Source organism: Citrobacter sp. RHB36-C18, assembly GCF_013814485.1.
GTDB lineage: Bacteria > Pseudomonadota > Gammaproteobacteria > Enterobacterales > Enterobacteriaceae > Citrobacter > Citrobacter braakii.
In genome coordinates this window covers 3580830-3604132 of sequence record NZ_CP057125.1, presented here as the reverse complement: position 1 = coordinate 3604132, position 23303 = coordinate 3580830, and the positions used below count along the sequence as shown (strand labels likewise).

Genomic DNA, 23303 nt, shown 5'->3' with positions numbered 1-23303 from the left:
TCCTCGGCCCCTTAGTGAGCGGATTCCGCGTGGCTCATGTCCATGCCTTCCATTCCTTCGTGTGCGCTGTGCTCACCTTCGGGTTGGGTCATGTCCATGCTCTTACCGTGAGCCATAAATTTGTTAATAACGTCTTTAAACAAATCTGGTTTCACGTTGGAGAAGTATTCCACCTGGTTGTATTCGCTTGGCACAGCCACTTTTTCGAACGCAGCCATGTCGCTCATGGTGTTCGTGGACTGTTTAGCTTTAGCAACCCATTGGTCGAATTCGGCGCGGTCCTTTGTTGCGATAGCCTTGAACTTCATACCGGAGAAGCCTGGTCCGCTATAGCTTGCGGAGATACCATCATAAGTACCGACTTCGTTGGCGATCAGATGCAGTCGAGTCTGCATACCGGCCATGGCATAAATCTGGCTACCCAGACGCGGGATAAAGAAGGAGTTCATCACGGAGTTGGACGTCACTTTGAACTCAACCGGAGTATTCGCCGGGAAGGCGATTTCATTCACGGTAGCGATACCTTGTTCCGGATAGATGAAGAACCATTTCCAGTCCATGGAAACCACTTCAATGGTAATGGGCTTCTCGTCATGCGCCAGCGGTTTGCTTGGCTCAAGAGCGTGAGTGGTTTTCCAGGTCAGTACGGCAAGGAAAATGATGATTAAGATCGGCACCGTCCAGACCACAGCTTCCACTTTATTGGAGTGTGACCAGTTCGGGCTGTACTTCGCATCTTTATTGCTTGCACGATACTTCCAGGCGAAACCAACAGCCATCAAGATGGCAGGAATAACGACAATCAACATCAGGCCAAATGCCGTCAGTATCAGAGAACGTTGTTCCAGTCCAATCTGTCCTTTAGGGTCAAGCAGCGCAGAATTACAGCCACTGAGTAATGCAGTGCCTGCAATTAATGACAACCATCCCAAACTTTTATTGTATTTCCTGAGTCTCATTTAACGACCTCAATTCCACGGGACCGGGTGGCGTTTAAAGTGTGAGGGCATTTTACGGGAAGGTTACATTACTGTAAACATCCTTGGATCTGTGTTACTGGGTTCTGCCGGGCATGTCACATATGTTGCAATATATGTCGTTTTGACTTTAAGAACCTGTTGCAACATCACGTTATAACGAAAGCGGGCAAGCGGGAGACGTGCTGAGGGCAATTGGTATAACCAATACGAAAATAAAACAATTGTTTAACAATTGATTATCAATAAAAAGACAATTGAAGAACAAAAAATAAATCTGTAGTGGCTGAATCGAGTAAGGGAAATAGTATATATAAAAGGCGTCAATAATTTCCAAATTCTTTGGCGCACAAAATAACAAATAATATTTTTAATAATTGTTGTTTATTTAGCCGTTATAATTACGCAGGGTGATTACAACGGCGATATTAATGTGGATTTTTACGCCAGGCGGGTTTTGCGCAGTGCCAGATAATCCAGCAATCCACCAAAAACGACCCCGCAGACCGCGACCACCACCGAGATTTCCAGCAGTTCCGGCAGGAAGGAGAAGCGGGTGTAATCCAGCGCGTTCATGGTTAATAGCAGCAGCCAAACCACCAGCAGACAGCAGCCCGCAACCAACGTCATTAATGCCAGGCTGTACGCGCTACGAAATTCCGTGCGCGGAATGAAGCTCTCATTTTGCCAGCTATGTTCCAGAGTCTGACGACAAACCAGCAGCAGTATGAGGCCGGGGATAGCGGCAAACACAGAGAACAAATAAAACGTTGGCCACCCATGCGCTTCGACAAACCAACCTGCTACCGGGCCAACGTAAACGCGACCAACGGCGGAAAGCGCGGAGAGCAGAGCGAACTGGGTCGCTGAAAAGGACTTATTGCACAGCGTCATTAATAAGGCGACAAACGCTGCCGTACCCATGCCACCACACAGGTTTTCAAAGAAGACGGCGGCGGCCATACTGAACATGTGTTTGTCAGTGATGGACAATAGCCAGTAGCCCGCATTCGACGCCCCCTGCAGGATGCCGAAAATCAGCAATGCGCGAAACAGCGAAAGGCGTTGCATCAGGATCCCGCCGTACAGCGCGCCAACGATGGTTGCCAGCAGTCCGAGCGTTTTATTCACCACGCCTACTTCACCCGCATCAAATCCGACGCCGCGGATTAAAAAGGTTGTAGTCAGGCTCATGGCAAAGGCATCCCCGAGCTTATACAGAACGATAAGCAGCAGAATTAGCCAGGCGTTGTTACGACCAAAGAAGTCGCGCAGAGGGGCCACAACCGCCTGCTCCAGCGTTTTGGGCACCGGAATGGCATCAGTCGGTTCGGGCGCTAGCAGGGTAGCAATGATGCAAGGTATCAGCAGCGCCGCCATCAGCCAGTACATTCCTTGCCAGCCCAGCCAGCGGTCGGCCATCCACAGAGCCAGCCCACCGGAAACCAGCATCCCTAAACGATAGCCCAGCACGCTGATAGCCGCGCCGGTGCCGCGTTCTTCGGCGGGTAGCACGTCGGTTTTCCATGCGTCAAAGACGATATCCTGCGATGCCGAGCAAAACGCGATCACCACCGCAAGCGCGGCCATCCAGCGTAGCTGCGTGCCAGGCTCCAGAAAGCCCATCGCGGCGATAGAAATCAGTAACAGCACCTGAGTTGCCAGCAGCCAACCACGACGTCGACCTAAAAACGGCGGCGTGTAGCGGTCCATTAGCGGAGACCAGAGGAACTTAAACACGTAGGCCTGGCCGACCAGAGAAAAGAAACCGATGGTTTTAAGATCGATATTCTCGACCGTCATCCATGCCTGAAGCGTACCCGAGGTCAGTGCGAGTGGTAAACCGGAGGCGAATCCCAGTATGAGCAGGATAGCTGAACGTGGTTGCTGAAAAATACGTAAGTAATGACTGGACATGGGCTTCTATAGGCCCGACGAACGCCGGGCCATATGGGCAGAAATTAACGAGCGTTCTGCTTGATGAAATCGTGAACGCTGGTGTCCTGAGACATATCAGCGATGGTATCGGTCAGCACGCTGTTAACGGCGTCAGCGATATTTTTGTTAGAGGCCTGCAGTGCGCCTTCAACAGAATAGCTTGCGCGGTAGTTTTTGGTCATCTTGTTGCCGTTAGCAGCAGTCGCAATGATGGCGATGTCTGCCTTGGTGGCGATGTTATAGCGCACGCTACCCTGGGACACGTCTGCATACAGCTGGCTAACAATGATTTGCAGGTTAACAGCACCGTTTGGCCCAATCATATAACCGCGTGCGGTCATCTGTTTTTCCAGTACTTCTTGCAGCAGGAAGCGCAGATCGCGGGACGCGGTCAGGGTAACAAGCTGGTTGTCACGGGTAACTTTTGCCAGCGCCTGATCCTGACGCTGGTCGGCACCATTGATGCTAACGGTCACACCCATCAGGCTCGGGTCCTGCTGTGGCAGGGTAATTTTCGGGGAAACTTCAATAGTGGTCGGCGGCGTTGCGCATCCAGCTAACATAAACAGCGCGACAAACGGGACGAGGATTTTTTTAAACATGCCAGGGCTCTCAGCGAATCTAAATTGTATGGTTGGAGAAAATTCCCGCCATCATAACATCGCCAACGATGAGGGGAAGTGGGTAACGCATGTAAATTCATTGTGTTGTCAGTTTTATGTCTTTGTGGAGACCATAAACGGACTTTTTGCAATAAATCGAAGTGAGGATTTAGTGAACTTCATCCATTTGGCTGAGAAAATCAGACAAACGCTAATTTTTTGTTGCTAAGGTGTAATGAAAGCGGTAAAAGCGGCTAGTATTTAAAGGGATGGGTGACATCTCAGCGTTGTCGGAGGAAAAACTTCATGATGATTCGTGAGCAAATAGAAGAAAAATTAAGGGCAGCGTTCCAACCCGTGTTCCTCGAAGTTGTGGATGAAAGCTATCGTCACAATGTCCCGGCAGGTTCTGAAAGCCACTTTAAGGTTGTGCTGGTTAGCGATCGCTTTACAGGTGAACGTTTTCTGAATCGTCATCGGATGATTTACAGCACCTTAACGGTGGAGCTTTCCACAACCGTTCATGCACTTGCCCTGCATACCTACACCATTAAGGAGTGGGAAGCGTTGCAGGATACGATTTTTGCATCGCCTCCGTGTCGTGGGGCGGGAAGCATCGCGTAAAAACGGATTTGCAACAACCGACGCTTTTCCAGTATGTTGCTACAGATTATGTGAAAACGGCCTGCGGGCCGTTTTGTTTTGTCTGAATTCTGGGGCAGTCGTACAGTATTCAGACAAAAATTAGCCGGGAATTGTGAAAAAAGCCGCAGCAACGCGCGATAACCGTTCTCGACTCATAAAAGTGATGCCGCTATAATGCGCGTCTTATTTTTCGGAATGTCTTCGGGATGATTCTGACGACAGGGAATGTGATTGCTTATGAGAACATCCCAGTTCCGCGAAGCCAACAACCTGTGCTTGCGGAGAAGAGTTGACCGAGCACTGTGATTTTTTGAGGTAACAAGATGCAAGTTTCAGTTGAAACCACTCAAGGCCTTGGCCGCCGTGTAACGATTACTATCGCTGCTGACAGCATCGAGACCGCTGTGAAAAGCGAGCTGGTCAACGTAGCGAAGAAAGTGCGTATTGACGGTTTCCGCAAAGGAAAAGTACCGATGAATGTTGTTGCTCAGCGTTATGGCGCGTCTGTTCGCCAGGACGTTCTGGGCGACCTGATGAGCCGCAACTTCGTTGACGCGATCATCAAAGAAAAAATCAATCCGGCTGGCGCACCGAACTACGTTCCGGGCGAATACAAACTGGGTGAAGATTTTACTTACGCGGTAGAGTTCGAAGTTTACCCGGAAGTTGAGCTGACTGGCCTGGAAGCAATCGAAGTTGAAAAACCGGTTGTTGAAGTCACCGACGCTGACGTTGACGTGATGCTGGACACCCTGCGTAAGCAGCAGGCTACCTGGAAAGACAAAGACGGCGCTGCTGATGCAGAAGACCGTGTAACCATCGACTTCACCGGCTCTGTAGACGGCGAAGAGTTCGAAGGCGGCAAAGCGTCTGACTTCGTACTGGCGATGGGCCAGGGTCGTATGATCCCAGGCTTTGAAGAAGGTGTTAAAGGCCACAAAGCTGGCGAAGAGTTCACTATCGATGTGACCTTCCCGGAAGAGTACCACGCTGAAAACCTGAAAGGTAAAGCCGCTAAGTTCGTTATCAACCTGAAGAAAGTTGAAGAGCGCGAACTGCCGGAACTGACTGAAGAATTCATCAAACGTTTCGGCGTTGAAGATGGTTCCGTAGCGGGTCTGCGCGCTGAAGTACGTAAAAACATGGAACGTGAGCTGAAAGGCGCTGTGCGCAACCGCGTTAAGTCTCAGGCGATCGAAGGTCTGGTAAAAGCTAACGACATCGACGTTCCGGCTGCTCTGATCGACAGCGAAATCGACGTTCTGCGTCGTCAGGCTGCACAGCGTTTTGGCGGCAACGAAAAACAAGCTCTGGAACTGCCGCGTGAACTGTTCGAAGAACAGGCTAAGCGTCGCGTAGTTGTAGGTCTGCTGCTGGGCGAAGTGATTCGTACCAACGAGCTGAAAGCTGACGAAGATCGCGTTAAAGGCCTGATCGAAGAGATGGCTTCTGCTTACGAAGATCCGAAAGAAGTTGTTGAGTTCTACAGCAAAAATAAAGAGCTGATGGACAACATGCGTAACGTCGCTCTGGAAGAGCAGGCTGTTGAAGCCGTTCTGGCGAAAGCGAAAGTGACTGAAAAAGCCACTTCCTTCAACGAGCTGATGAACCAGCAGGCGTAATTCGTCGCTTATTTAGCACGAATTTCGTACGCAAGCCCGTCACCTTTTGGTGGCGGGTTTTTTTTTGTCACGGATTTTGCATGGGAAGAGTGCGAAAACAGCGTTTCAGTGTTAGCGTTACAACAAAAGATTGTTATGCTTGAATTATGGCGATGTCGTACCCATTACAGAGGGACTAGCTGATAATCCGTCCATAAGGTTACAATCAGCACAGCAGGTTTTTTCAAATTTTATCCAGGAGACGGAAATGTCATACAGCGGCGAACGAGATAACTTTGCACCCCATATGGCGCTGGTGCCGATGGTCATTGAACAGACCTCACGTGGTGAGCGCTCTTTTGATATCTATTCTCGTCTACTTAAGGAACGCGTCATTTTTCTGACCGGCCAGGTCGAAGACCATATGGCTAACCTGATCGTGGCGCAGATGCTGTTCCTGGAAGCAGAAAACCCAGAAAAAGATATCTACCTGTACATCAACTCCCCTGGTGGAGTGATCACTGCCGGGATGTCTATCTATGACACCATGCAGTTTATTAAGCCGGACGTCAGCACCATTTGTATGGGCCAGGCGGCCTCAATGGGCGCGTTCCTGCTGACTGCCGGGGCGAAAGGTAAACGTTTTTGCCTGCCTAACTCTCGCGTCATGATCCACCAGCCTCTGGGCGGTTACCAGGGCCAGGCAACGGATATTGAAATTCATGCCCGTGAAATCCTGAAGGTAAAAGGGCGCATGAACGAACTTATGGCGCATCATACGGGTCAATCTCTTGAGCAGATTGAACGTGATACCGAGCGCGATCGCTTCCTCTCCGCTTCTGAAGCGGTAGAGTACGGTCTGGTCGACTCGATTTTGACCCATCGTAATTAATGCCCAGCGCGCAGGTGTACCGCTATAATTACCTGGAGCGGCACAACGCTGACTAGCGTCTTGCGCCTGAGAATGGCATTTGCGTCGTCGTGTGCGGCACAAAGAACAAAGAAGAGGTTTTGACCCATGACAGATAAACGCAAAGATGGCTCGGGCAAATTGTTGTACTGCTCTTTTTGCGGCAAAAGCCAGCATGAAGTGCGTAAGCTGATTGCCGGACCATCCGTGTATATCTGCGACGAATGTGTTGATTTATGTAACGACATCATTCGCGAAGAGATTAAGGAAGTAGCACCGCACCGTGAACGCAGTGCGCTGCCGACGCCGCATGAAATTCGCAACCACCTGGACGATTACGTTATCGGTCAGGAGCAGGCGAAGAAAGTGCTGGCGGTCGCGGTATACAACCATTACAAACGTCTGCGCAACGGCGACACCAGCAATGGCGTCGAGTTGGGCAAAAGTAACATCCTGCTGATTGGCCCGACGGGTTCCGGTAAAACGCTGCTGGCTGAAACGCTGGCACGCCTGCTGGACGTTCCGTTCACTATGGCCGATGCCACCACGCTGACCGAAGCTGGTTATGTGGGTGAAGATGTTGAAAATATTATTCAGAAACTGCTGCAGAAGTGCGATTACGACGTGCAGAAAGCACAGCGCGGGATCGTCTATATCGATGAAATCGACAAGATTTCTCGTAAGTCTGACAACCCGTCCATTACCCGTGACGTTTCCGGCGAAGGCGTACAGCAGGCGCTGTTGAAACTGATCGAAGGTACGGTTGCTGCCGTTCCACCGCAGGGGGGGCGTAAACATCCTCAGCAGGAATTCCTGCAGGTTGATACCTCCAAGATCCTGTTTATCTGCGGCGGTGCCTTTGCCGGTCTGGATAAAGTCATTGCTAACCGTGTTGAAACGGGCTCCGGCATTGGTTTTGGCGCAACGGTAAAAGCGCAGTCTGATAAAGCCAGTGAAGGTGAACTGCTGTCGCAGGTGGAGCCGGAAGATCTGATCAAATTTGGTCTGATCCCTGAGTTCATCGGGCGTCTGCCGGTTGTAGCGACGCTGAGCGAACTGAGTGAAGAAGCGCTGATCCAGATCCTGAAAGAGCCGAAAAACGCCCTGACCAAGCAGTACCAGGCGCTGTTCAATCTTGAAGGTGTTGATCTGGAATTCCGTGAGGAAGCGCTGGATGCGATCGCCAAGAAAGCGATGGCACGTAAAACCGGTGCTCGTGGTCTGCGTTCTATCGTCGAAGCCGCGCTGCTTGACACCATGTACGATCTGCCTTCTATGGAAGACGTCGAAAAAGTGGTGATCGATGAGTCGGTGATTGGCGGCCAGAGCAAGCCATTGCTGATTTACGGTAAGCCGGAAGCGCAGCAGGCATCTGGCGAATAATTCATCAATTCATACAGACATTTAATTAATAAGGGGGGATTTTATCTCCCCTTTTATTTTTCCGTAAACATGGCGTTGAATGTGTGGGAAACATCCCCATATACTGACATACATGTTAAAGGTGGTGTGGAGCACAGTCGTACCACCTGATTACCTGGCGGAAACTAAACTAAGAGAGAGCTCTATGAATCCTGAGCGTTCTGAACGCATTGAAATCCCCGTATTGCCGTTGCGCGATGTGGTGGTTTATCCGCACATGGTCATACCCTTATTTGTAGGGCGGGAAAAATCTATCCGTTGTCTGGAAGCGGCTATGGACCATGATAAAAAAATCATGCTGGTTGCCCAGAAAGAAGCGTCAACGGATGAGCCGGGTGTAAACGATCTTTTCACCGTCGGGACCGTGGCCTCTATTTTGCAGATGCTGAAACTGCCTGACGGCACCGTAAAAGTGCTGGTCGAGGGGTTACAGCGCGCGCGTATTTCAGCGCTGTCTGACAACGGCGAGCACTTCTCTGCGAAAGCGGAGTACCTTGACTCGCCTGCTATTGATGAGCGCGAACAGGAAGTGCTGGTGCGTACCGCTATCAGCCAGTTCGAAGGCTATATCAAGCTGAACAAGAAAATCCCGCCCGAAGTGCTGACGTCGCTGAACAGCATTGACGATCCTGCACGTCTGGCGGACACCATTGCTGCGCACATGCCGCTGAAGCTTGCTGACAAGCAGTCCGTACTGGAGATGTCCGACGTTAACGAACGTCTGGAATATCTGATGGCGATGATGGAGTCTGAAATCGATCTGCTGCAGGTTGAGAAACGCATTCGCAACCGCGTGAAAAAGCAGATGGAAAAATCCCAGCGTGAGTACTATCTGAACGAGCAGATGAAAGCCATTCAGAAAGAGCTCGGCGAGATGGACGATGCGCCGGACGAAAACGAAGCGTTGAAGCGTAAAATCGACGCGGCGAAAATGCCGAAAGAGGCAAAAGAGAAAGCGGAAGCAGAACTGCAGAAGCTGAAAATGATGTCTCCGATGTCAGCGGAAGCGACCGTAGTGCGTGGCTACATCGACTGGATGGTTCAGGTGCCGTGGAATGCGCGTAGCAAGGTCAAAAAAGATCTGCGTCAGGCTCAGGAAATCCTCGATACTGACCATTACGGTCTGGAACGCGTCAAAGACCGTATTCTTGAGTATCTCGCGGTTCAAAGCCGTGTGAATAAAATCAAGGGGCCGATCCTGTGCCTGGTTGGGCCGCCGGGGGTAGGTAAAACGTCTCTGGGACAGTCCATCGCTAAAGCAACCGGACGTAAATACATCCGTATGGCGCTGGGCGGCGTGCGTGATGAAGCTGAAATTCGCGGTCACCGCCGGACCTATATTGGTTCGATGCCGGGTAAACTGATCCAGAAAATGGCTAAAGTGGGCGTTAAAAACCCGCTGTTCCTGCTTGATGAGATCGACAAAATGTCTTCCGACATGCGTGGCGATCCGGCTTCCGCATTGCTTGAGGTGCTGGATCCAGAGCAGAACGTGGCGTTCAGCGATCACTACCTGGAAGTGGACTACGATCTCAGCGACGTGATGTTCGTTGCGACCTCTAACTCCATGAATATTGCCGCACCGTTGCTGGATCGTATGGAAGTGATCCGTCTGTCCGGGTATACCGAAGACGAGAAGCTGAACATTGCTAAACGTCACCTGTTGCCGAAACAGATTGAGCGTAACGCGCTGAAAAAAGGCGAGCTGACGGTCGACGATAGCGCCATTGTGGGCATTATTCGTTATTACACCCGTGAAGCTGGCGTGCGTAGTCTGGAGCGTGAAATTTCCAAACTGTGCCGTAAAGCGGTGAAACAGCTGCTGCTCGACAAGTCGCTGAAACATATTGAGATCAATGGTGACAATCTGCACGACTACCTGGGCGTACAGCGCTTTGACTATGGCCGCGCGGACAACGAAAACCGCGTTGGTCAGGTAACCGGTCTGGCATGGACGGAAGTGGGCGGCGATCTGCTGACCATCGAAACCGCTTGCGTACCGGGTAAAGGTAAGCTGACCTACACCGGTTCTCTGGGTGAAGTCATGCAGGAATCCATTCAGGCTGCGCTGACCGTGGTGCGCGCGCGTGCGGAAAAACTGGGTATTAATCCGGACTTTTACGAAAAACGCGACATCCACGTTCACGTACCTGAAGGGGCGACGCCGAAAGACGGTCCAAGTGCAGGTATTGCCATGTGTACCGCGCTGGTTTCTTGTCTGACCGGTAACCCGGTTCGCGCCGACGTCGCGATGACCGGCGAGATCACCCTGCGTGGCCAGGTTCTGCCTATTGGTGGTTTGAAAGAAAAACTGCTGGCAGCACACCGTGGTGGTATTAAAACGGTCTTAATTCCAGACGAAAACAAACGTGACCTGGAAGAGATTCCGGACAACGTAATTGCCGATCTGGACATCCATCCGGTGAAACGCATTGAGGAGGTTCTGACGCTCGCGTTGCAAAATGAGCCCTCCGGAATGCAGGTTGTGACCGCAAAATAGTGACCTCGCGCAAAGAGCACTAATAAAAACAGGGCTGGCAGGCCATTTCGGACTTGCCAGCCTTTTTTTGTATAGCTAATTTAGATGACGGATTGGGCTTGCCATCATTAACGGGTGTTGTAAGGGCATGGCAGGCCTGATATAACTGCTGCGCGTTCGCACTTTGAAGGATTCAGGTGCGATATAAATTATAAAGAGGAAGAGAAGAGTGAATAAATCTCAACTGATCGACAAAATTGCTGCAGGGGCTGATATCTCTAAAGCTGCGGCTGGACGTGCGTTAGATGCAATTATTGCTTCTGTTACCGAATCTCTGAAAGAAGGTGATGACGTAGCGCTGGTAGGTTTTGGTACTTTTGCCGTTAAAGAGCGTGCTGCCCGTACTGGTCGCAACCCGCAAACAGGTAAAGAGATCACCATCGCCGCGGCTAAAGTACCGGGCTTCCGTGCAGGTAAAGCACTGAAAGACGCGGTAAACTAAGTGATTTCCCCTTTGGGGATGTGACGAAGTACAAGGGCGCATCGACTGATGTGCCTTTTTTATTTGTAATTCCGGTACTTTCTACGCGTTGTGGGCTGACAATTGCCCCTGTTTCTTGTCACAATAGGCCTTTGTACGCAGCATTCAGGAAACGCTATGCTGCGTGAAGCATATATACTCAAAATCCTTGCCGCCGCTGTTGTGACAACGCGCAGGCGGCTTGAGAGATAACGCGTATAGTCATCTACAGCGGAGTGTGGTTACACCATGATGGACAGCTTACGCACGGCTGCTAACAGTCTCGTGCTCAAGATTATTTTCGGTATCATTATCGTGTCGTTCATTTTGACCGGCGTGAGTGGTTACCTGATTGGCGGGGGCAATAACTTCGCCGCCAAAGTGAATGGCCAGGAGATTAGCCGCGGGCAGTTCGAGAATGCGTTCAACAGCGAACGTAACCGCATGCAGCAACAGCTGGGCGATCAATACTCCGAACTGGCTGCGAACGAAGGCTACATGAAAACGCTGCGTCAGCAGGTGCTGAATCGTCTTATTGACGAAGCGCTGCTGGATCAGTACTCCCGCGAGCTTAATCTCAACATCAGCGACGATCAGGTTAAACAGGCTATTTTCGCCACGCCTGCGTTCCAGGTGGACGGTAAATTTGATAACAATCGCTACAACGCGATTGTTAATCAGATGGGAATGACCGCAGACCAGTACGCTCAGGCATTACGTAATCAGCTTACTACCCAGCAACTGATTAACGGCGTTGCCGGTACGGACTTCATGCTGAAAGGCGAAACGGACGAGCTGGCGGCGCTGGTCGCACAGCAGCGTATCGTTCGCGAGGCGACAATTGACGTTAACGCACTGGCCGCGAAGCAGTCTGTTACCGAGCAGGAAGTTGCCAGCTACTACGAGCAGAATAAAAACAACTTTATGACGCCGGAACAGTTCCGCGTGAGCTACATCAAGCTGGATGCTGCTGCTATGCAGGAGACGGCCAGCGATGCTGATATTCAGGCTTATTATGACCAGCATCAGGATCAGTTCACTCAGCCGCAGCGTAACCGCTACAGCATCATTCAGACCAAAACGGAAGATGAAGCCAAAGCGGTACTGGACGAGCTGAACAAAGGCGGTGATTTCGCTGCGCTGGCAAAAGAAAAATCTGCTGACATCATCTCTGCCCGTAAAGGCGGCGATATGGGATGGCTGGAAGATTCCACCACCCCGGATGAGCTGAAGAATGCCGGTCTGAAAGAGAAAGGCCAGCTGTCAGGTGTGATTAAGTCTTCCGTTGGTTTCCTCGTTGCGCGTCTTGACGACGTGCAGCCTGCGCAGGTTAAACCGCTGAGCGAAGCGCGTGACGACATTGCGGCGAAAGTGAAGCAGGAAAAAGCGCTGGATGCCTACTATGCGCTGCAGCAGAAAGTGAGCGATGCCGCCAGCAACGATAACGAATCCCTGGCGGGCGCGGAGCAGGCGGCGGGTATGAAAGCGGTTGAAACGGGCTGGTTTAGCCGTGACAGCCTGCCGGAAGAGCTGAACTTCAAACCGGTCGCTGACATCATTTTCAATGGTGGTTTGGTTGGTGAGAACGGTACGCCTGGCAGTAACTCTGACATCATCACCGTGGATGGCGATCGCGCGTTTGTACTGCGTATTGCAGAGCACAAAGCTGAAGCCGTTAAACCACTGGCTGAAGTGAAAGATCAGGTAACTGCGCTTGTTAAGCACAATAAAGCAGAGCAGCAGGCGAAGCTTGATGCCGATAAACTGCTGGCGGATCTGAAAGCTGGTAAGGGCGATGAAGCCATGAAAGCGGCGGGTCTGAGCTTTGGCGAAGCGAAAACGCTGAGCCGTACGGGTCAGGATCCGCTGAGTCAGGCGGCCTTTGGCCTGAGCCTGCCGGCGAAAGACAAACCGAGCTACGGCGTGGCGAACGACATGCAGGGTAACGTTGTACTGCTGGCGCTGGACGAGGTGAAAGCCGGTTCTATGCCTGAAGAGCAGAAGAAAGCGATGGTTCAGGGGATTACCCAGAACAATGCGCAGATTGTCTTTGAAGCGCTGATGAGCAACCTGCGTAAAGCCGCAAAAATTAAAGTCGGTGACGCACTGGAACAGCAGCAATAACCGAGGCTACTCGCAAAAAATTGCAAAAAGTTGTATCAACCAAAGGCCGCTTTCGCGGCCTTTTCCATTTCTGATATTTGCCGTTTGTCTGCCGTTCTGCACCTCGCTATCGTGATTCCACTGTTAACAAACAAGGAGAAAACAGTATGAAACATGGAATCAAAGCCCTGCTTATTACCCTTTCATTGACCTGTGCCAGTATGGCTCAAAGCGCACTGGCTGCAGAGCCAGTCGCCAAAAGCCAGGCGACTCAAGTCAAAGCGGATGCTACGGGAGTAGCACAAAGCAAAGCCACACAACCGGCTAAAGCGAGCGATGATGAAGGCACCAGGGTAAGCATCAACAGCGCTTCTGCGGAGGATTTAGCGCGAGTCATGAATGGCGTAGGTCTGAAGAAAGCGCAGGCGATTGTCAGCTATCGTGAGGAGTACGGGCCGTTTAAAACGGTGGAGGACTTAAAGCAGGTGCCGGGCATGGGGAGTTCGCTGGTAGAGCGCAATCTGGCAGTTTTAACACTTTAATAACTTGCAGAGTGCTGAAAGTTTGCCAGACTGTAGAGGTCATACCAGTTATGACCTCTTACCCTGAAGTGTGTTCCTATAAAAACAACGTAAGGCTCCTGCGCTATGCAAACACAAATCAAAGTTCGTGGTTTTCATCTTGATGTCTATCAGCACGTTAACAATGCTCGCTATCTTGAGTTTCTGGAAGAAGCCCGCTGGGATGGCCTGGAAAACAGCGACAGCTTTCAGTGGATGACCGCACACAACATCGCTTTTGTGGTCGTGAATATTAACATTAACTACCGCCGCCCTGCGGTACTGAGCGACCTGCTGACCATTACCAGTCAGGTGCAACAGTTAAATGGCAAAAGCGGTGTGTTGAACCAGACTATCACCCTGGAGCCGGAAGGACAGGTGGTGGCAGACGCGTTGATTACCTTCGTCTGTATTGATTTGAAAACGCAAAAGGCGCTACCGCTGGAAGGGGAGTTGCGCGAAAAACTGGAGCAGATGGTGAAGTGATGGAAGGAAGCCTGACGGCGCTTTGCTTATCAGGCTTACGGGCGATATTGACCACGGTGAACGTCGAAAGCCGGATAAGGTGCGTGCACCGCCATCCGGCAAATCGATCACTTTAGTCCTGTTTTCTGCTTCATTGCCGCCATCACTGCCGGTTTATCTGCCAGATAATGGTTCAGGCCGTTGGCGCGCAGATTACAGGCCGCGCAGTGACCGCAACCGTCACCTTTGATGCCGTTATAGCAGGTCAGCGTTTCTTCGCGTACCAGGTCCAGCTTGCCCCAGTAATCGGCCAGTGCCCAGGTTTCGGCTTTATCGATCCACATCAGCGGGGTTTCAAAGCGGATATCTTTCGCCATTCCCAGGCTTACGGCATGGTTCAGGGCTTTGACGAACTCATCGCGGCAGTCCGGATATCCAGAGAAATCCGTTTCACAAACGCCGGTAATGACTGCCTCCGCCTGCACCTGATACGCGTAAATCGCCGCCAGCGTTAAAAACAGAATATTGCGTCCTGGCACAAAGGTATTGGGAATGCCGTTCGCATCCGGTTCGTAATCGGGTACCGGAATGTTATCGCGGGTCAGGCTGCTGACGGCCAGTTCGCTGAGCAGCGTTACATCAAGTACCTTGTGCGCACGCGCGCCAAGTTTTAAGGCCAGGTCACGTGCGACATCAATCTCAGCGCGATGGCGCTGACCATAATCAAAGGTCACGCAGTGCACTTCATCATACTGATGCAGCGCTTGCGCCAGACAGGTTGTGGAGTCCTGACCCCCACTGAATACAACAACGGCACGTTTCATGGTTTTTCCTGACAAATAACGAAACCCTTATGGTAGCGCCTGGGCGTGTCGCCGACCAGCTTCTTCACGCCGACGGAGGCGGTAGCCAGGCTTCGGTAAATTCAAACCAGCCGCGAGGATTCAGGCGTACGCCGTTCACGCCCGGCGGAGCGCTAATACGATAGTGATAATTGAACAGCGGTGTCAGGGTCGCGTCATGCATCAGCGAGGCGAAAACGTGTTGTAAAGCCGCATGACGATCGTCCTCATCGGCCTGGATTTGCAGGGCATCCAGGGTGGTTTGCAGATGAGTATATGCTGGCGAGCTCAATACATGTGACCAGAGTTGATCGCAGCGCAGCCACTGTTCGAGGGTATATTCAGGTGCTTCGCCAATCAGCCTGTCGCCCATCATCAGGTCGGCCTGGGCTAAAGGATGGTCGCCATCCCAGTTTTTAGCATTATGAAAAATAAGCGTTAATTCACAGCCGAGTAGCGCCAGCGCCTGGCGAAGCTGTTCAGCCATGGCGTGCAACTCTACCGGCAGGTGATAGGCCAGCGTAAGTTTTTCCGGTAGCGGCACGTCGTCCAGTTCATCCCATTGGGGGATCGTCCATCCCGGCAGCAGCGCATTGCTTGGCGTGATCAGGTTTTCATCCACGTCAAGCGTTTGTAGCAGGGAAGAGCGGTGGATAATATTGACCAGGCGACGGGCCTGCTGCGTATTCAGCCGCGCGCTTTTTCTGAGCGTGAGATAGCAGAAACCGAGGCTGATCCCGCTGCTTACCTGGCTTAGCATGGGAAGCTCTTCGGGTTTACCAATTGCAATTTGAACCGGATGGCGACAGCTGGTGCCCAAATCCTGGGAGAAAAGCTGCGGGGTTATCCAGTATTCAATGGCTTTTAGTAGCGGATGACTCAGGTGGTAGTGATCGTGACTCTCGATGCGCACCAGGTCTGGGGTAAACAGCGTCAACCGAAACGGACCGGTACCAACAAACGGGAGTTCGGGATGTGCCAGGTGACTGCTGTAGCTTGCCAGACGATGCGCCAGCCAGAAGTCGGGGCGATGCAAAATAAAGGTTAGGCACTGGGGATGCGTCACCTCAATGCGCTTTACGCTGATAAACAGCTTATTTAACGCGGGTAGCTCTAACAGCTTCAGCAACTGTTGATGTAGCTGTGTGCTGCTGACCGCATCGCCGTTATGCCAGTACAGGGTGGAGCGAATATAGAAATCCCAGCGCTGGCCGTCGGCGGAGATATTCCAGTGGTGGGCTAAATCTCCGCAGGGGCGTTGCGTAATACTGTCGAACCGGGTCAGGCCCGAGAATATTTGTCCGGCGAGATGTTGTTCTGCGCGACCGGGGAGAAATCCAGGGTGCAAAGGGTCGAGCTGGCGGTAATAGGGGATGCGCAGGGTTGGCGTGTCGTTTTGCCACTGCCCGCCCATAAACGGCTGGAGCAGCGTTCTTAATTCTCCCGGCGCCAGCTGAGCCAGCTCCAGTACGCTAAGTTGCTCGCCCTTTTGCAGCGCTTGCTCCATCATAATGCTGCGTAGCGAATCTGGCGTCACCAAAAAGCGCAGCTGCCCGCGTTTCCCACGTCCCGACTGGGCGTGCCACTCCAGCCAGCCAGCATCCTGCGCTTGCTTCAGCAGGGTACGCACGTGGCGCTCGCTGCAAAAACAGCGTTCTGCCAGCTCCCCGACGGTCACCGACTGCGGTTCTCCCGCCGAAGGCTGCCACAGGCGTTGGTACTGATTCAGGCGATTCAACAATCTCATGTACACGTCATCCTTCAAGCAGCCTCTTTGTTGGCGCGTTAATTCACCCCAGTCACTGTATGCTCCTGGACGTTCACTCACTTGCCGCCTGGATGCAACTTGAATGATTTTGTGTAATAAACCCGGAACAATTCATTTTATCTATTCACTATTACTTCCGTATATCTCAGGTGATACTGAATCACAAGTTAACCGCGTCACAGTGTGGAGAAAGAAATGGCTCGTCTGGCTGCATTTGATATGGATGGCACCCTTTTGATGCCGAATCACCATTTAGGTGACGAAACGCTTTCAACGCTGGCGCGCCTGCGTGAACGCGATATCACCCTGACATTTGCCACCGGCCGCCATGTGCTGGAGATGCGCCATATTTTGGGGGCTATCTCACTGGACGCCTTTTTGATTACGGGTAACGGCACGCGCATTCACTCTGTTGAGGGCGATGTATTGCACCGTCAGGATCTGGATCCGACTGTGGCGGATATCGTGTTACATCAGAAGTGGGATACTACAGCCAGCATGCATGTCTTTAATGACAACGGTTGGTTCACCGGACAAGAGATCCCATCGCTGCTACAGGCGCATGTGTATAGCGGATTTCGCTACCAGATCGTCGATGTGAAACGTATCCCGGCTCATCAGGTAACGAAAGTCTGTTTCTGTGGGGATCATGACTCCCTGATCCAATTACGCATTCAACTGAATGAGGCGCTGGGTGAGCAGGCAACTCTTTGTTTTTCCGCGGTTGATTGCCTTGAGGTGCTGCCGCTGGGCTGTAACAAAGGATCGGCGCTGGCGGTACTAAGCGACCACTTAGGTTATTCAATGGCCGAATGTATGGCGTTTGGTGATGCCATGAACGATCGCGAAATGTTAGGCAGCGTTGGGCGCGGCCTGATTATGGGTAACGCGATGCCACAACTGATTGCTGAACTGCCGCATTTGTCGGTGATTGGGCATTGCCGCAATCAGGCGGTGTCACACTTTTTGACGCATTGGCTGGACAATCCGCATCTACCTTATTCCCCCGAATGAGAGATCCCTTCCAGCAAGCCAGACTTCGCGTCTGGTTTTTTTTATCCCATTAATGGGTGTTCAGAAGCCGGGTGAGTTCCGCTTTCCACGGCGTTAAATCACCGATGTGCGTGTCGATCCACTGCGGGTTGTAGTAGGTTTCAAGATAGCGTTCGCCGCTGTCGCACAGCAGCGTGACCAGTGAACCGCTTTCTCCGGCATCGCGCATACGGGCGGCAAGTTGCAGCGTTCCCCACATGTTGGTGCCGGTTGAAGCGCCGACTTTGCGGCCCAACTGCGTTTCCAGCCAGTGTGCGGTGGCCACGCTTGCGGCATCCGGCACGCGCAGCATTTCATCGACTACGTCAGGAATGAAGGAGGGTTCGACACGTGGGCGGCCGATGCCTTCGATTTTGCTTCCTACCGGGCTGCGTAACGTTGCATCGCGATCCTGCCAGAAGGGCAGAAAGACTGAGTTTTCCGGATCCACCACCATCAGGCGGGTGTCGTAGCCCTGACAACGAATATAGCGGCCAATGGTTGCAGAGGTGCCGCCGGTTCCGGCACTCATTACAATATGGCGGGGGACGGGGTTGGGCTCGCACTGCATCTGACGGAAGATGCTGTCAGCAATATTGTTATTGCCACGCCAGTCGGTAGCGCGCTCAGCATAAGTGAACTGGTCCATGTAATGACCGTTCAGCTCACGCGCCAGCTGTTCAGAGGCCGCATAGATTTCACAGGCGCTTTCCACGAAATGACAGCGACCGCCGTAAAACTCAATCTGTTCAATTTTACGCTTCGCCGTACAGGAAGGCATGACGGCAATAAACGGCAGTCCTAACAGTCGAGCGAAATAAGCCTCGGAGACCGCCGTTGAACCGGACGATGATTCAATGATGGTGGTGCCTTCTTTAATCCAGCCATTGCACAATCCGTACAGAAACAGTGAACGCGCCAGACGATGCTTCAGGCTCCCGGTGGGATGCGTGCTCTCATCTTTTAAATAGATCTGAATGCCCGGGAACGCCGGTAGCGACAGACGAATGAGATGCGTATCCGCAGAACGCTGATAATCCGCGTTGATTTCATTGATGGCGTTTTTAACCCAGGAGCTATTCATCATTAATAGATATCCATTTGTCATTTTGTGCCAAGAATAGCGAAAAGCACGGAAAAAATTGTTGCCATTTAGCCTTTAAAATAGAATGTAAGGAGAAAATTATTCTCTGTGGAGTGGATATGTTAGACAAAATTGACCGTAAGCTGCTTAGCTTACTGCAACAGGACTGCACCCTTTCTTTGCAGGCGTTAGCAGATGCCGTTAATCTGACTACCACCCCCTGCTGGAAACGCCTCAAACGGCTTGAAGATGACGGTATCCTGCTGGGTAGAGTCGCCCTGTTGGATCCAGAAAAACTGGGACTGGGGCTGACCGCGTTTGTGCTGATTAAGACTCAGCATCACAGCAGTGAATGGTATTGCCGCTTTGTCACCGAAGTCACCGGTATGCCGGAGGTTCTGGGGTTCTGGCGTATGGCAGGGGAATATGATTACCTGATGCGAGTGCAGGTCGCCGATATGAAAAGCTACGATGAATTTTATAAGCGCCTGGTGAACAGCGTACCGGGCCTGTCTGACGTCACCTCCAGCTTTGCGATGGAACAGATTAAATACACAACTGCTCTCCCGATTGAATAACTCTCCCGGCGCTTATTGCCGGAAATCTTGTCAGGACATAACGCGTGCGATTATTTGCTCAATTAAGCTGGTACTTCCGCCGGGAGTGGCGTCGCTACCTCGGGGCGGTGGCCCTGCTTATCATCATCGCTATCCTTCAGCTCATTCCGCCGAAAGTGGTCGGGATCATTGTGGATGGCGTGACGACTCAACGCTTCACCACCGAGCGACTGCTGATGTGGGTGGGAACAATTGCCCTGATTGCAGTGGTGGTTTATTTGCTGCGCTATGTCTGGCGCGTGCTGCTGTTTGGCGCATCCTACCAACTGGCGGTTGAGCTGCGGGAAGATTATTACCGTCAGTTGAGTCGCCAGCATCCTGAATTTTATCTGCGTCACCGCACGGGCGATCTGATGGCGCGTGCGACCAACGATGTCGATCGCGTCGTATTTGCCGCCGGAGAAGGCGTGCTGACGCTGGTAGATTCGCTGGTAATGGGATGTGCGGTGCTGATCGTGATGTCAACGCAGATAAGCTGGCAGTTGACGTTAATTGCGCTGCTGCCGATGCCGGTGATGGCGTTGATGATCAAACGTTACGGCGATCGACTCCATAACCGCTTTAAGCTGGCGCAGGCGGCGTTTTCCAGTCTCAACGACCGTACTCAGGAAAGCCTGACCAGTATTCGCATGATCAAGGCCTTCGGTCTGGAGGATCGGCAATCGGCATTATTTGCCGCCGATGCCGAAGATACCGGTAAGAAAAACCTGCGCGTGGCGCGCATTGACGCCCGCTTTGATCCCACGATTTATATCGCCATTGGCATGGCTAACTTACTGGCGATTGCTGGGGGAAGCTGGATGGTGGTGCACGGCTCGCTGACGCTCGGCCAGCTCACCAGCTTTATGATGTATCTCGGTTTGATGATTTGGCCGATGCTGGCGCTGGCATGGATGTTTAACATCGTCGAACGTGGCAGCGCGGCGTACAGCCGTATTCGCGCCATGCTGTCTGAAGCGCCGGTGGTGGATGACGGCACTGAACCGGTACCGGAAGGGCGTGGAGAGCTGGCGGTGACGATTCGCGAATTTTGCTACCCGCAAACGACATACCCGGCGCTGGAAAATGTGAACTTCCAGCTTAAACCTGGGCAGATGCTGGGCATCTGTGGGCCTACCGGCGCGGGGAAAAGTACGGTGCTGTCGCTGATTCAGCGTCATTTTGATATCACCCACGGCGATGTGCGCTTTCATGATATCCCCTTAACGCGATTACAACTGGATAGCTGGCGCAGCCGGCTGGCCGTTGTCAGCCAGACGCCATTCCTGTTTTCGGATACCGTTGGCAATAACATCGCGTTAGGACGCCCTCAGGCCACGCAGGAAGAGATCGAGTATGTGGCACGCCTTGCCAGCGTTCATGAGGATATTTTACGTCTTCCGCAGGGCTACGACACCGAAGTGGGCGAACGTGGGGTGATGCTGTCTGGTGGGCAAAAACAGCGTATTTCTATCGCTCGAGCGCTACTCCTGAACGCTGAAATCCTGATTCTGGATGATGCGCTGTCGGCGGTAGATGGTCGTACCGAACATCAGATCCTGCATAACCTGCGCCAGTGGGGCGAAGGCAGAACCGTCATTATTAGCGCCCACCGTTTATCGGCCCTGACGGAAGCCAGTGAGATTATCGTGATGCAGCATGGGCATATTGCCCAGCGCGGCGAGCATGATGCGTTAGTGCAGCAGCCTGGCTGGTATCGCGATATGTACCGCTATCAGCAACTGGAAGCGGCGCTGACTGATGCACCAGAGATAAACGAGGAGGCGGCTAATGCGTAGTTTTGGGCAATTATGGCCGACCCTAAAAAGATTGCTGGCGTATGGCTCTCCATGGCGAAAACAGCTGGCTATTGCGGTAGTCATGCTGTGGGTGGCGGCTGCGGCGGAAGTCAGCGGTCCGCTGCTGATTAGCTATTTTATCGATAACATGGTGGCGAAGAATAATCTGCCGCTGGCGATGGTCGCCGGGCTGGTTGCGGCATATATCGGTCTACAACTGCTGGCGGCTGGCCTGCATTACGCGCAGTCATTGTTGTTTAACCAGGCGGCAGTTGGCGTAGTACAACAGTTGCGCACCGACGTAATGGACGCTGCGCTGCGCCAGCCGCTCAGCGCCTTTGATACTCAACCCGTCGGGCAGCTAATCTCCCGCGTGACCAACGACACTGAAGTTATTCGCGACCTGTACGTGACAGTGGTAGCAACAGTCCTGCGCAGCGCGGCATTAATTGGCGCCATGCTGGTAGCGATGTTCAGCCTTGAGTGGCGTATGGCGGTAGTGGCGATGGCCATTTTCCCGGCCGTGCTGGTGGTGATGGTGATTTATCAACGCTACAGCACCCCGATTGTGCGCCGGGTTCGCGCTTATCTGGCGGATATTAACGATGGCTTTAACGAAGTCATCAACGGCATGAGTGTTATCCAGCAGTTCCGCCAGCAGGCGCGATTTGGCGAGAGAATGGGCGAAGCAAGCCGCTCGCACTATATGGCGCGTATGCAAACCCTGCGACTGGATGGTTTTTTGTTGCGCCCGCTGCTTAGCCTTTTCTCGGCGCTGATCCTCTGCGGATTGCTGATGCTGTTCAGTTTTACCTCTGGCAGCTCGATCGAGGTTGGCGTGCTGTACGCGTTTATCAGCTACCTCGGCCGTTTGAACGAACCGCTGATCGAGTTGACCACTCAGCAATCAATGCTGCAGCAGGCGGTTGTCGCCGGTGAGCGAGTGTTCGAACTGATGGATGGGCCACGTCAGCGCTATGGTGAAGATGAGCGACCGCTAAAGAGCGGGGACATTGAGGTGGATAACGTTTCATTTGCCTATCGCGACGACAATCTGGTGCTGCAAAATATCAGTCTGTCCGTGCCTTCGCGCAGCTTTGTGGCTTTGGTCGGACACACCGGCAGTGGTAAAAGCACGCTCGCCAGCCTGTTGATGGGTTACTACCCGCTGACGCAGGGGGAAATCCGCCTTGATGGACGGCCGCTGTCTTCACTGAGCCACGGTGCGTTACGTCAGGGCATCGCCATGGTGCAGCAGGATCCGGTGGTGATGGCAGATACCTTCCTGGCGAACGTCACGCTGGGCCGCGATATATCAGAAGAGCGGGTATGGCAGGCGCTGGAGACCGTGCAACTGGCAGAACTGGCGCGAGGTCTGAGCGAGGGGATTCATACCCGGCTGGGCGAGCAGGGCAATAATCTCTCCGTTGGTCAAAAACAGCTGCTGGCGTTGGCGCGGGTGTTGGTTGAAACGCCACAGGTGTTGATCCTCGACGAAGCCACGGCCAGTATTGACTCCGGTACTGAACAGGCCATTCAGCAAGCTCTGGCGGCGGTACGTGAACACACCACGCTGGTGGTGATTGCGCATCGGTTATCGACGATTGTCGATGCGGACACCATTCTGGTGCTGCATCGCGGTCAGGCGGTGGAGCGTGGTACGCACCAGCAATTACTGGCGGCGCACGGCCGTTACTGGCAGATGTATCAGCTACAGCTGGCGGGTGAAGAGTTAGCCGCCAGTACGCAAGACGATTCTGTTATCGCCTGATGGCGCGGCGCTTATCCGGTCTGGGGCCAGCACGGTCTCGTAGGCTGGGTAAGGCGTTTACGCTGCCATCCGGCAATCAACAATCTGGTGCAAAAATGTAACGCACTATGCACCGTTATAGTGCGTTTTTTCTTTTTCTCTCCCGGAAGTACCCTGAGAACCTGAATCATCCCGCCTTTTTCATTTCTG

General features: G+C 52.6%; 19 protein-coding genes. 13 read left to right on the top strand and 6 right to left on the bottom strand.

The window, feature by feature from the left end:
• Nucleotides 1-11: 11 nt before the first annotated feature.
• The 3 genes from cyoA to HVZ52_RS17270 all read right to left on the bottom strand — a co-directional run bounded on the left by cyoA (nt 12) and on the right by HVZ52_RS17270 (nt 3517).
• The gene (gene cyoA, locus HVZ52_RS17280) at nt 12-959 is read right to left on the bottom strand and encodes a cytochrome o ubiquinol oxidase subunit II (RefSeq protein ID WP_003847580.1); all 948 of its coding nucleotides are present in this window, start codon (nt 957-959) and stop codon (nt 12-14) included.
• A gap of 459 nt (nt 960-1418) precedes the next feature.
• Nucleotides 1419-2894: a muropeptide MFS transporter AmpG gene (gene ampG, locus HVZ52_RS17275; RefSeq protein WP_181598519.1), complete on the bottom strand. Its 1476-nt coding sequence runs from the start codon at nt 2892-2894 to the stop codon at nt 1419-1421.
• Nucleotides 2895-2938: 44 nt separating this feature from the next.
• The gene (locus HVZ52_RS17270; RefSeq protein WP_016152050.1) at nt 2939-3517 is read right to left on the bottom strand and encodes a lipoprotein; all 579 of its coding nucleotides are present in this window, start codon (nt 3515-3517) and stop codon (nt 2939-2941) included.
• A 306-nt stretch (nt 3518-3823) separates the two neighbouring features.
• Between HVZ52_RS17270 and bolA the strand changes: the two genes are divergently transcribed.
• From bolA to fadM, 9 genes are all read left to right on the top strand, one after another.
• A complete protein-coding gene (gene bolA, locus HVZ52_RS17265; RefSeq protein ID WP_016152051.1) occupies nt 3824-4141 on the top strand; it encodes a transcriptional regulator BolA in 318 nt (105 codons plus the stop codon).
• Between the two features lie 344 nt (nt 4142-4485).
• A complete protein-coding gene (tig, locus tag HVZ52_RS17260) occupies nt 4486-5784 on the top strand; it encodes a trigger factor (RefSeq protein WP_003021622.1) in 1299 nt (432 codons plus the stop codon).
• A 247-nt stretch (nt 5785-6031) separates the two neighbouring features.
• Nucleotides 6032-6655 (top strand): ATP-dependent Clp endopeptidase proteolytic subunit ClpP, encoded by a 624-nt coding sequence (gene clpP, locus HVZ52_RS17255; RefSeq protein ID WP_003021624.1) that lies wholly within the window; start codon nt 6032-6034, stop codon nt 6653-6655.
• Nucleotides 6656-6781: 126 nt separating this feature from the next.
• Nucleotides 6782-8056 carry an ATP-dependent protease ATP-binding subunit ClpX gene (gene clpX, locus HVZ52_RS17250; protein WP_003831013.1) on the top strand — a complete coding sequence of 425 codons (1275 nt, stop codon included), beginning with the start codon at nt 6782-6784 and terminating at the stop codon, nt 8054-8056.
• 184 nt (nt 8057-8240) lie between these two features.
• The gene (gene lon, locus HVZ52_RS17245; protein ID WP_181598518.1) at nt 8241-10595 is read left to right on the top strand and encodes an endopeptidase La; all 2355 of its coding nucleotides are present in this window, start codon (nt 8241-8243) and stop codon (nt 10593-10595) included.
• A gap of 208 nt (nt 10596-10803) precedes the next feature.
• Nucleotides 10804-11076: a nucleoid-associated protein HU-beta gene (hupB, locus tag HVZ52_RS17240; RefSeq protein WP_003021629.1), complete on the top strand. Its 273-nt coding sequence runs from the start codon at nt 10804-10806 to the stop codon at nt 11074-11076.
• 267 nt (nt 11077-11343) lie between these two features.
• Entirely contained in the window at nt 11344-13218 is a 1875-nt protein-coding gene (gene ppiD / locus HVZ52_RS17235) for a peptidylprolyl isomerase (protein ID WP_016152053.1), read from the top strand.
• A 146-nt stretch (nt 13219-13364) separates the two neighbouring features.
• On the top strand, nt 13365-13739 hold the full coding sequence (locus HVZ52_RS17230; RefSeq protein ID WP_181598517.1) for a helix-hairpin-helix domain-containing protein: 375 nt from the start codon (nt 13365-13367) through the stop codon (nt 13737-13739).
• Nucleotides 13740-13844: 105 nt separating this feature from the next.
• Entirely contained in the window at nt 13845-14243 is a 399-nt protein-coding gene (fadM, locus tag HVZ52_RS17225; protein ID WP_016152055.1) for a long-chain acyl-CoA thioesterase FadM, read from the top strand.
• A 107-nt stretch (nt 14244-14350) separates the two neighbouring features.
• Here the strand turns inward: fadM and queC are convergent, their stop codons facing one another.
• Complete coding sequence (gene queC, locus HVZ52_RS17220; RefSeq protein WP_003021638.1) at nt 14351-15046, bottom strand: 7-cyano-7-deazaguanine synthase QueC; 696 nt, start codon at nt 15044-15046, stop codon at nt 14351-14353.
• 64 nt (nt 15047-15110) lie between these two features.
• Nucleotides 15111-16811: an SgrR family transcriptional regulator gene (locus HVZ52_RS17215; protein ID WP_047416878.1), complete on the bottom strand. Its 1701-nt coding sequence runs from the start codon at nt 16809-16811 to the stop codon at nt 15111-15113.
• A gap of 216 nt (nt 16812-17027) precedes the next feature.
• Between HVZ52_RS17215 and cof the strand changes: the two genes are divergently transcribed.
• On the top strand, nt 17028-17846 hold the full coding sequence (gene cof, locus HVZ52_RS17210) for an HMP-PP phosphatase (RefSeq protein ID WP_181598516.1): 819 nt from the start codon (nt 17028-17030) through the stop codon (nt 17844-17846).
• A 49-nt stretch (nt 17847-17895) separates the two neighbouring features.
• On the opposite strand, the gene HVZ52_RS17205 is transcribed toward cof, so the two are convergent.
• Complete coding sequence (locus tag HVZ52_RS17205; RefSeq protein WP_094168793.1) at nt 17896-18951, bottom strand: PLP-dependent cysteine synthase family protein; 1056 nt, start codon at nt 18949-18951, stop codon at nt 17896-17898.
• Nucleotides 18952-19067: 116 nt separating this feature from the next.
• Here HVZ52_RS17205 and decR point away from each other — a divergent pair, with 116 nt between their 5' ends.
• Genes decR through HVZ52_RS17190 form a run of 3 tightly spaced genes read left to right on the top strand, consistent with a single transcriptional unit; the run spans nt 19068 to nt 23114 of the window.
• The gene (gene decR / locus HVZ52_RS17200; protein WP_016152059.1) at nt 19068-19526 is read left to right on the top strand and encodes a DNA-binding transcriptional regulator DecR; all 459 of its coding nucleotides are present in this window, start codon (nt 19068-19070) and stop codon (nt 19524-19526) included.
• Nucleotides 19527-19570: 44 nt separating this feature from the next.
• Entirely contained in the window at nt 19571-21343 is a 1773-nt protein-coding gene (locus tag HVZ52_RS17195) for a SmdA family multidrug ABC transporter permease/ATP-binding protein (RefSeq protein WP_181598515.1), read from the top strand.
• Nucleotides 21336-23114, top strand: coding sequence for a SmdB family multidrug efflux ABC transporter permease/ATP-binding protein (locus HVZ52_RS17190; RefSeq protein WP_181598514.1), 1779 nt, complete (start codon nt 21336-21338; stop codon nt 23112-23114). The genes HVZ52_RS17195 and HVZ52_RS17190 overlap by 8 nt, the downstream gene beginning before the upstream one ends.
• Nucleotides 23115-23303 lie beyond the last annotated feature (189 nt).

Bases quoted from the DNA above. Each gene is read 5' to 3' on its own strand.
- cyoA (WP_003847580.1), bottom strand. From the start codon at position 959: ATGAGACTCAGGAAATACAATAAAAGTTTGGGATGGTTGTCATTAATT.
- ampG (WP_181598519.1), bottom strand. From the start codon at position 2,894: ATGTCCAGTCATTACTTACGTATTTTTCAGCAACCACGTTCAGCTATC.
- HVZ52_RS17270 (WP_016152050.1), bottom strand. From the start codon at position 3,517: ATGTTTAAAAAAATCCTCGTCCCGTTTGTCGCGCTGTTTATGTTAGCT.
- bolA (WP_016152051.1), top strand. From the start codon at position 3,824: ATGATGATTCGTGAGCAAATAGAAGAAAAATTAAGGGCAGCGTTCCAA.
- tig (WP_003021622.1), top strand. From the start codon at position 4,486: ATGCAAGTTTCAGTTGAAACCACTCAAGGCCTTGGCCGCCGTGTAACG.
- clpP (WP_003021624.1), top strand. From the start codon at position 6,032: ATGTCATACAGCGGCGAACGAGATAACTTTGCACCCCATATGGCGCTG.
- clpX (WP_003831013.1), top strand. From the start codon at position 6,782: ATGACAGATAAACGCAAAGATGGCTCGGGCAAATTGTTGTACTGCTCT.
- lon (WP_181598518.1), top strand. From the start codon at position 8,241: ATGAATCCTGAGCGTTCTGAACGCATTGAAATCCCCGTATTGCCGTTG.
- ppiD (WP_016152053.1), top strand. From the start codon at position 11,344: ATGATGGACAGCTTACGCACGGCTGCTAACAGTCTCGTGCTCAAGATT.
- HVZ52_RS17230 (WP_181598517.1), top strand. From the start codon at position 13,365: ATGAAACATGGAATCAAAGCCCTGCTTATTACCCTTTCATTGACCTGT.
- fadM (WP_016152055.1), top strand. From the start codon at position 13,845: ATGCAAACACAAATCAAAGTTCGTGGTTTTCATCTTGATGTCTATCAG.
- queC (WP_003021638.1), bottom strand. From the start codon at position 15,046: ATGAAACGTGCCGTTGTTGTATTCAGTGGGGGTCAGGACTCCACAACC.
- HVZ52_RS17215 (WP_047416878.1), bottom strand. From the start codon at position 16,811: ATGAGATTGTTGAATCGCCTGAATCAGTACCAACGCCTGTGGCAGCCT.
- cof (WP_181598516.1), top strand. From the start codon at position 17,028: ATGGCTCGTCTGGCTGCATTTGATATGGATGGCACCCTTTTGATGCCG.
- HVZ52_RS17205 (WP_094168793.1), bottom strand. From the start codon at position 18,951: ATGATGAATAGCTCCTGGGTTAAAAACGCCATCAATGAAATCAACGCG.
- decR (WP_016152059.1), top strand. From the start codon at position 19,068: ATGTTAGACAAAATTGACCGTAAGCTGCTTAGCTTACTGCAACAGGAC.
- HVZ52_RS17190 (WP_181598514.1), top strand. From the start codon at position 21,336: ATGCGTAGTTTTGGGCAATTATGGCCGACCCTAAAAAGATTGCTGGCG.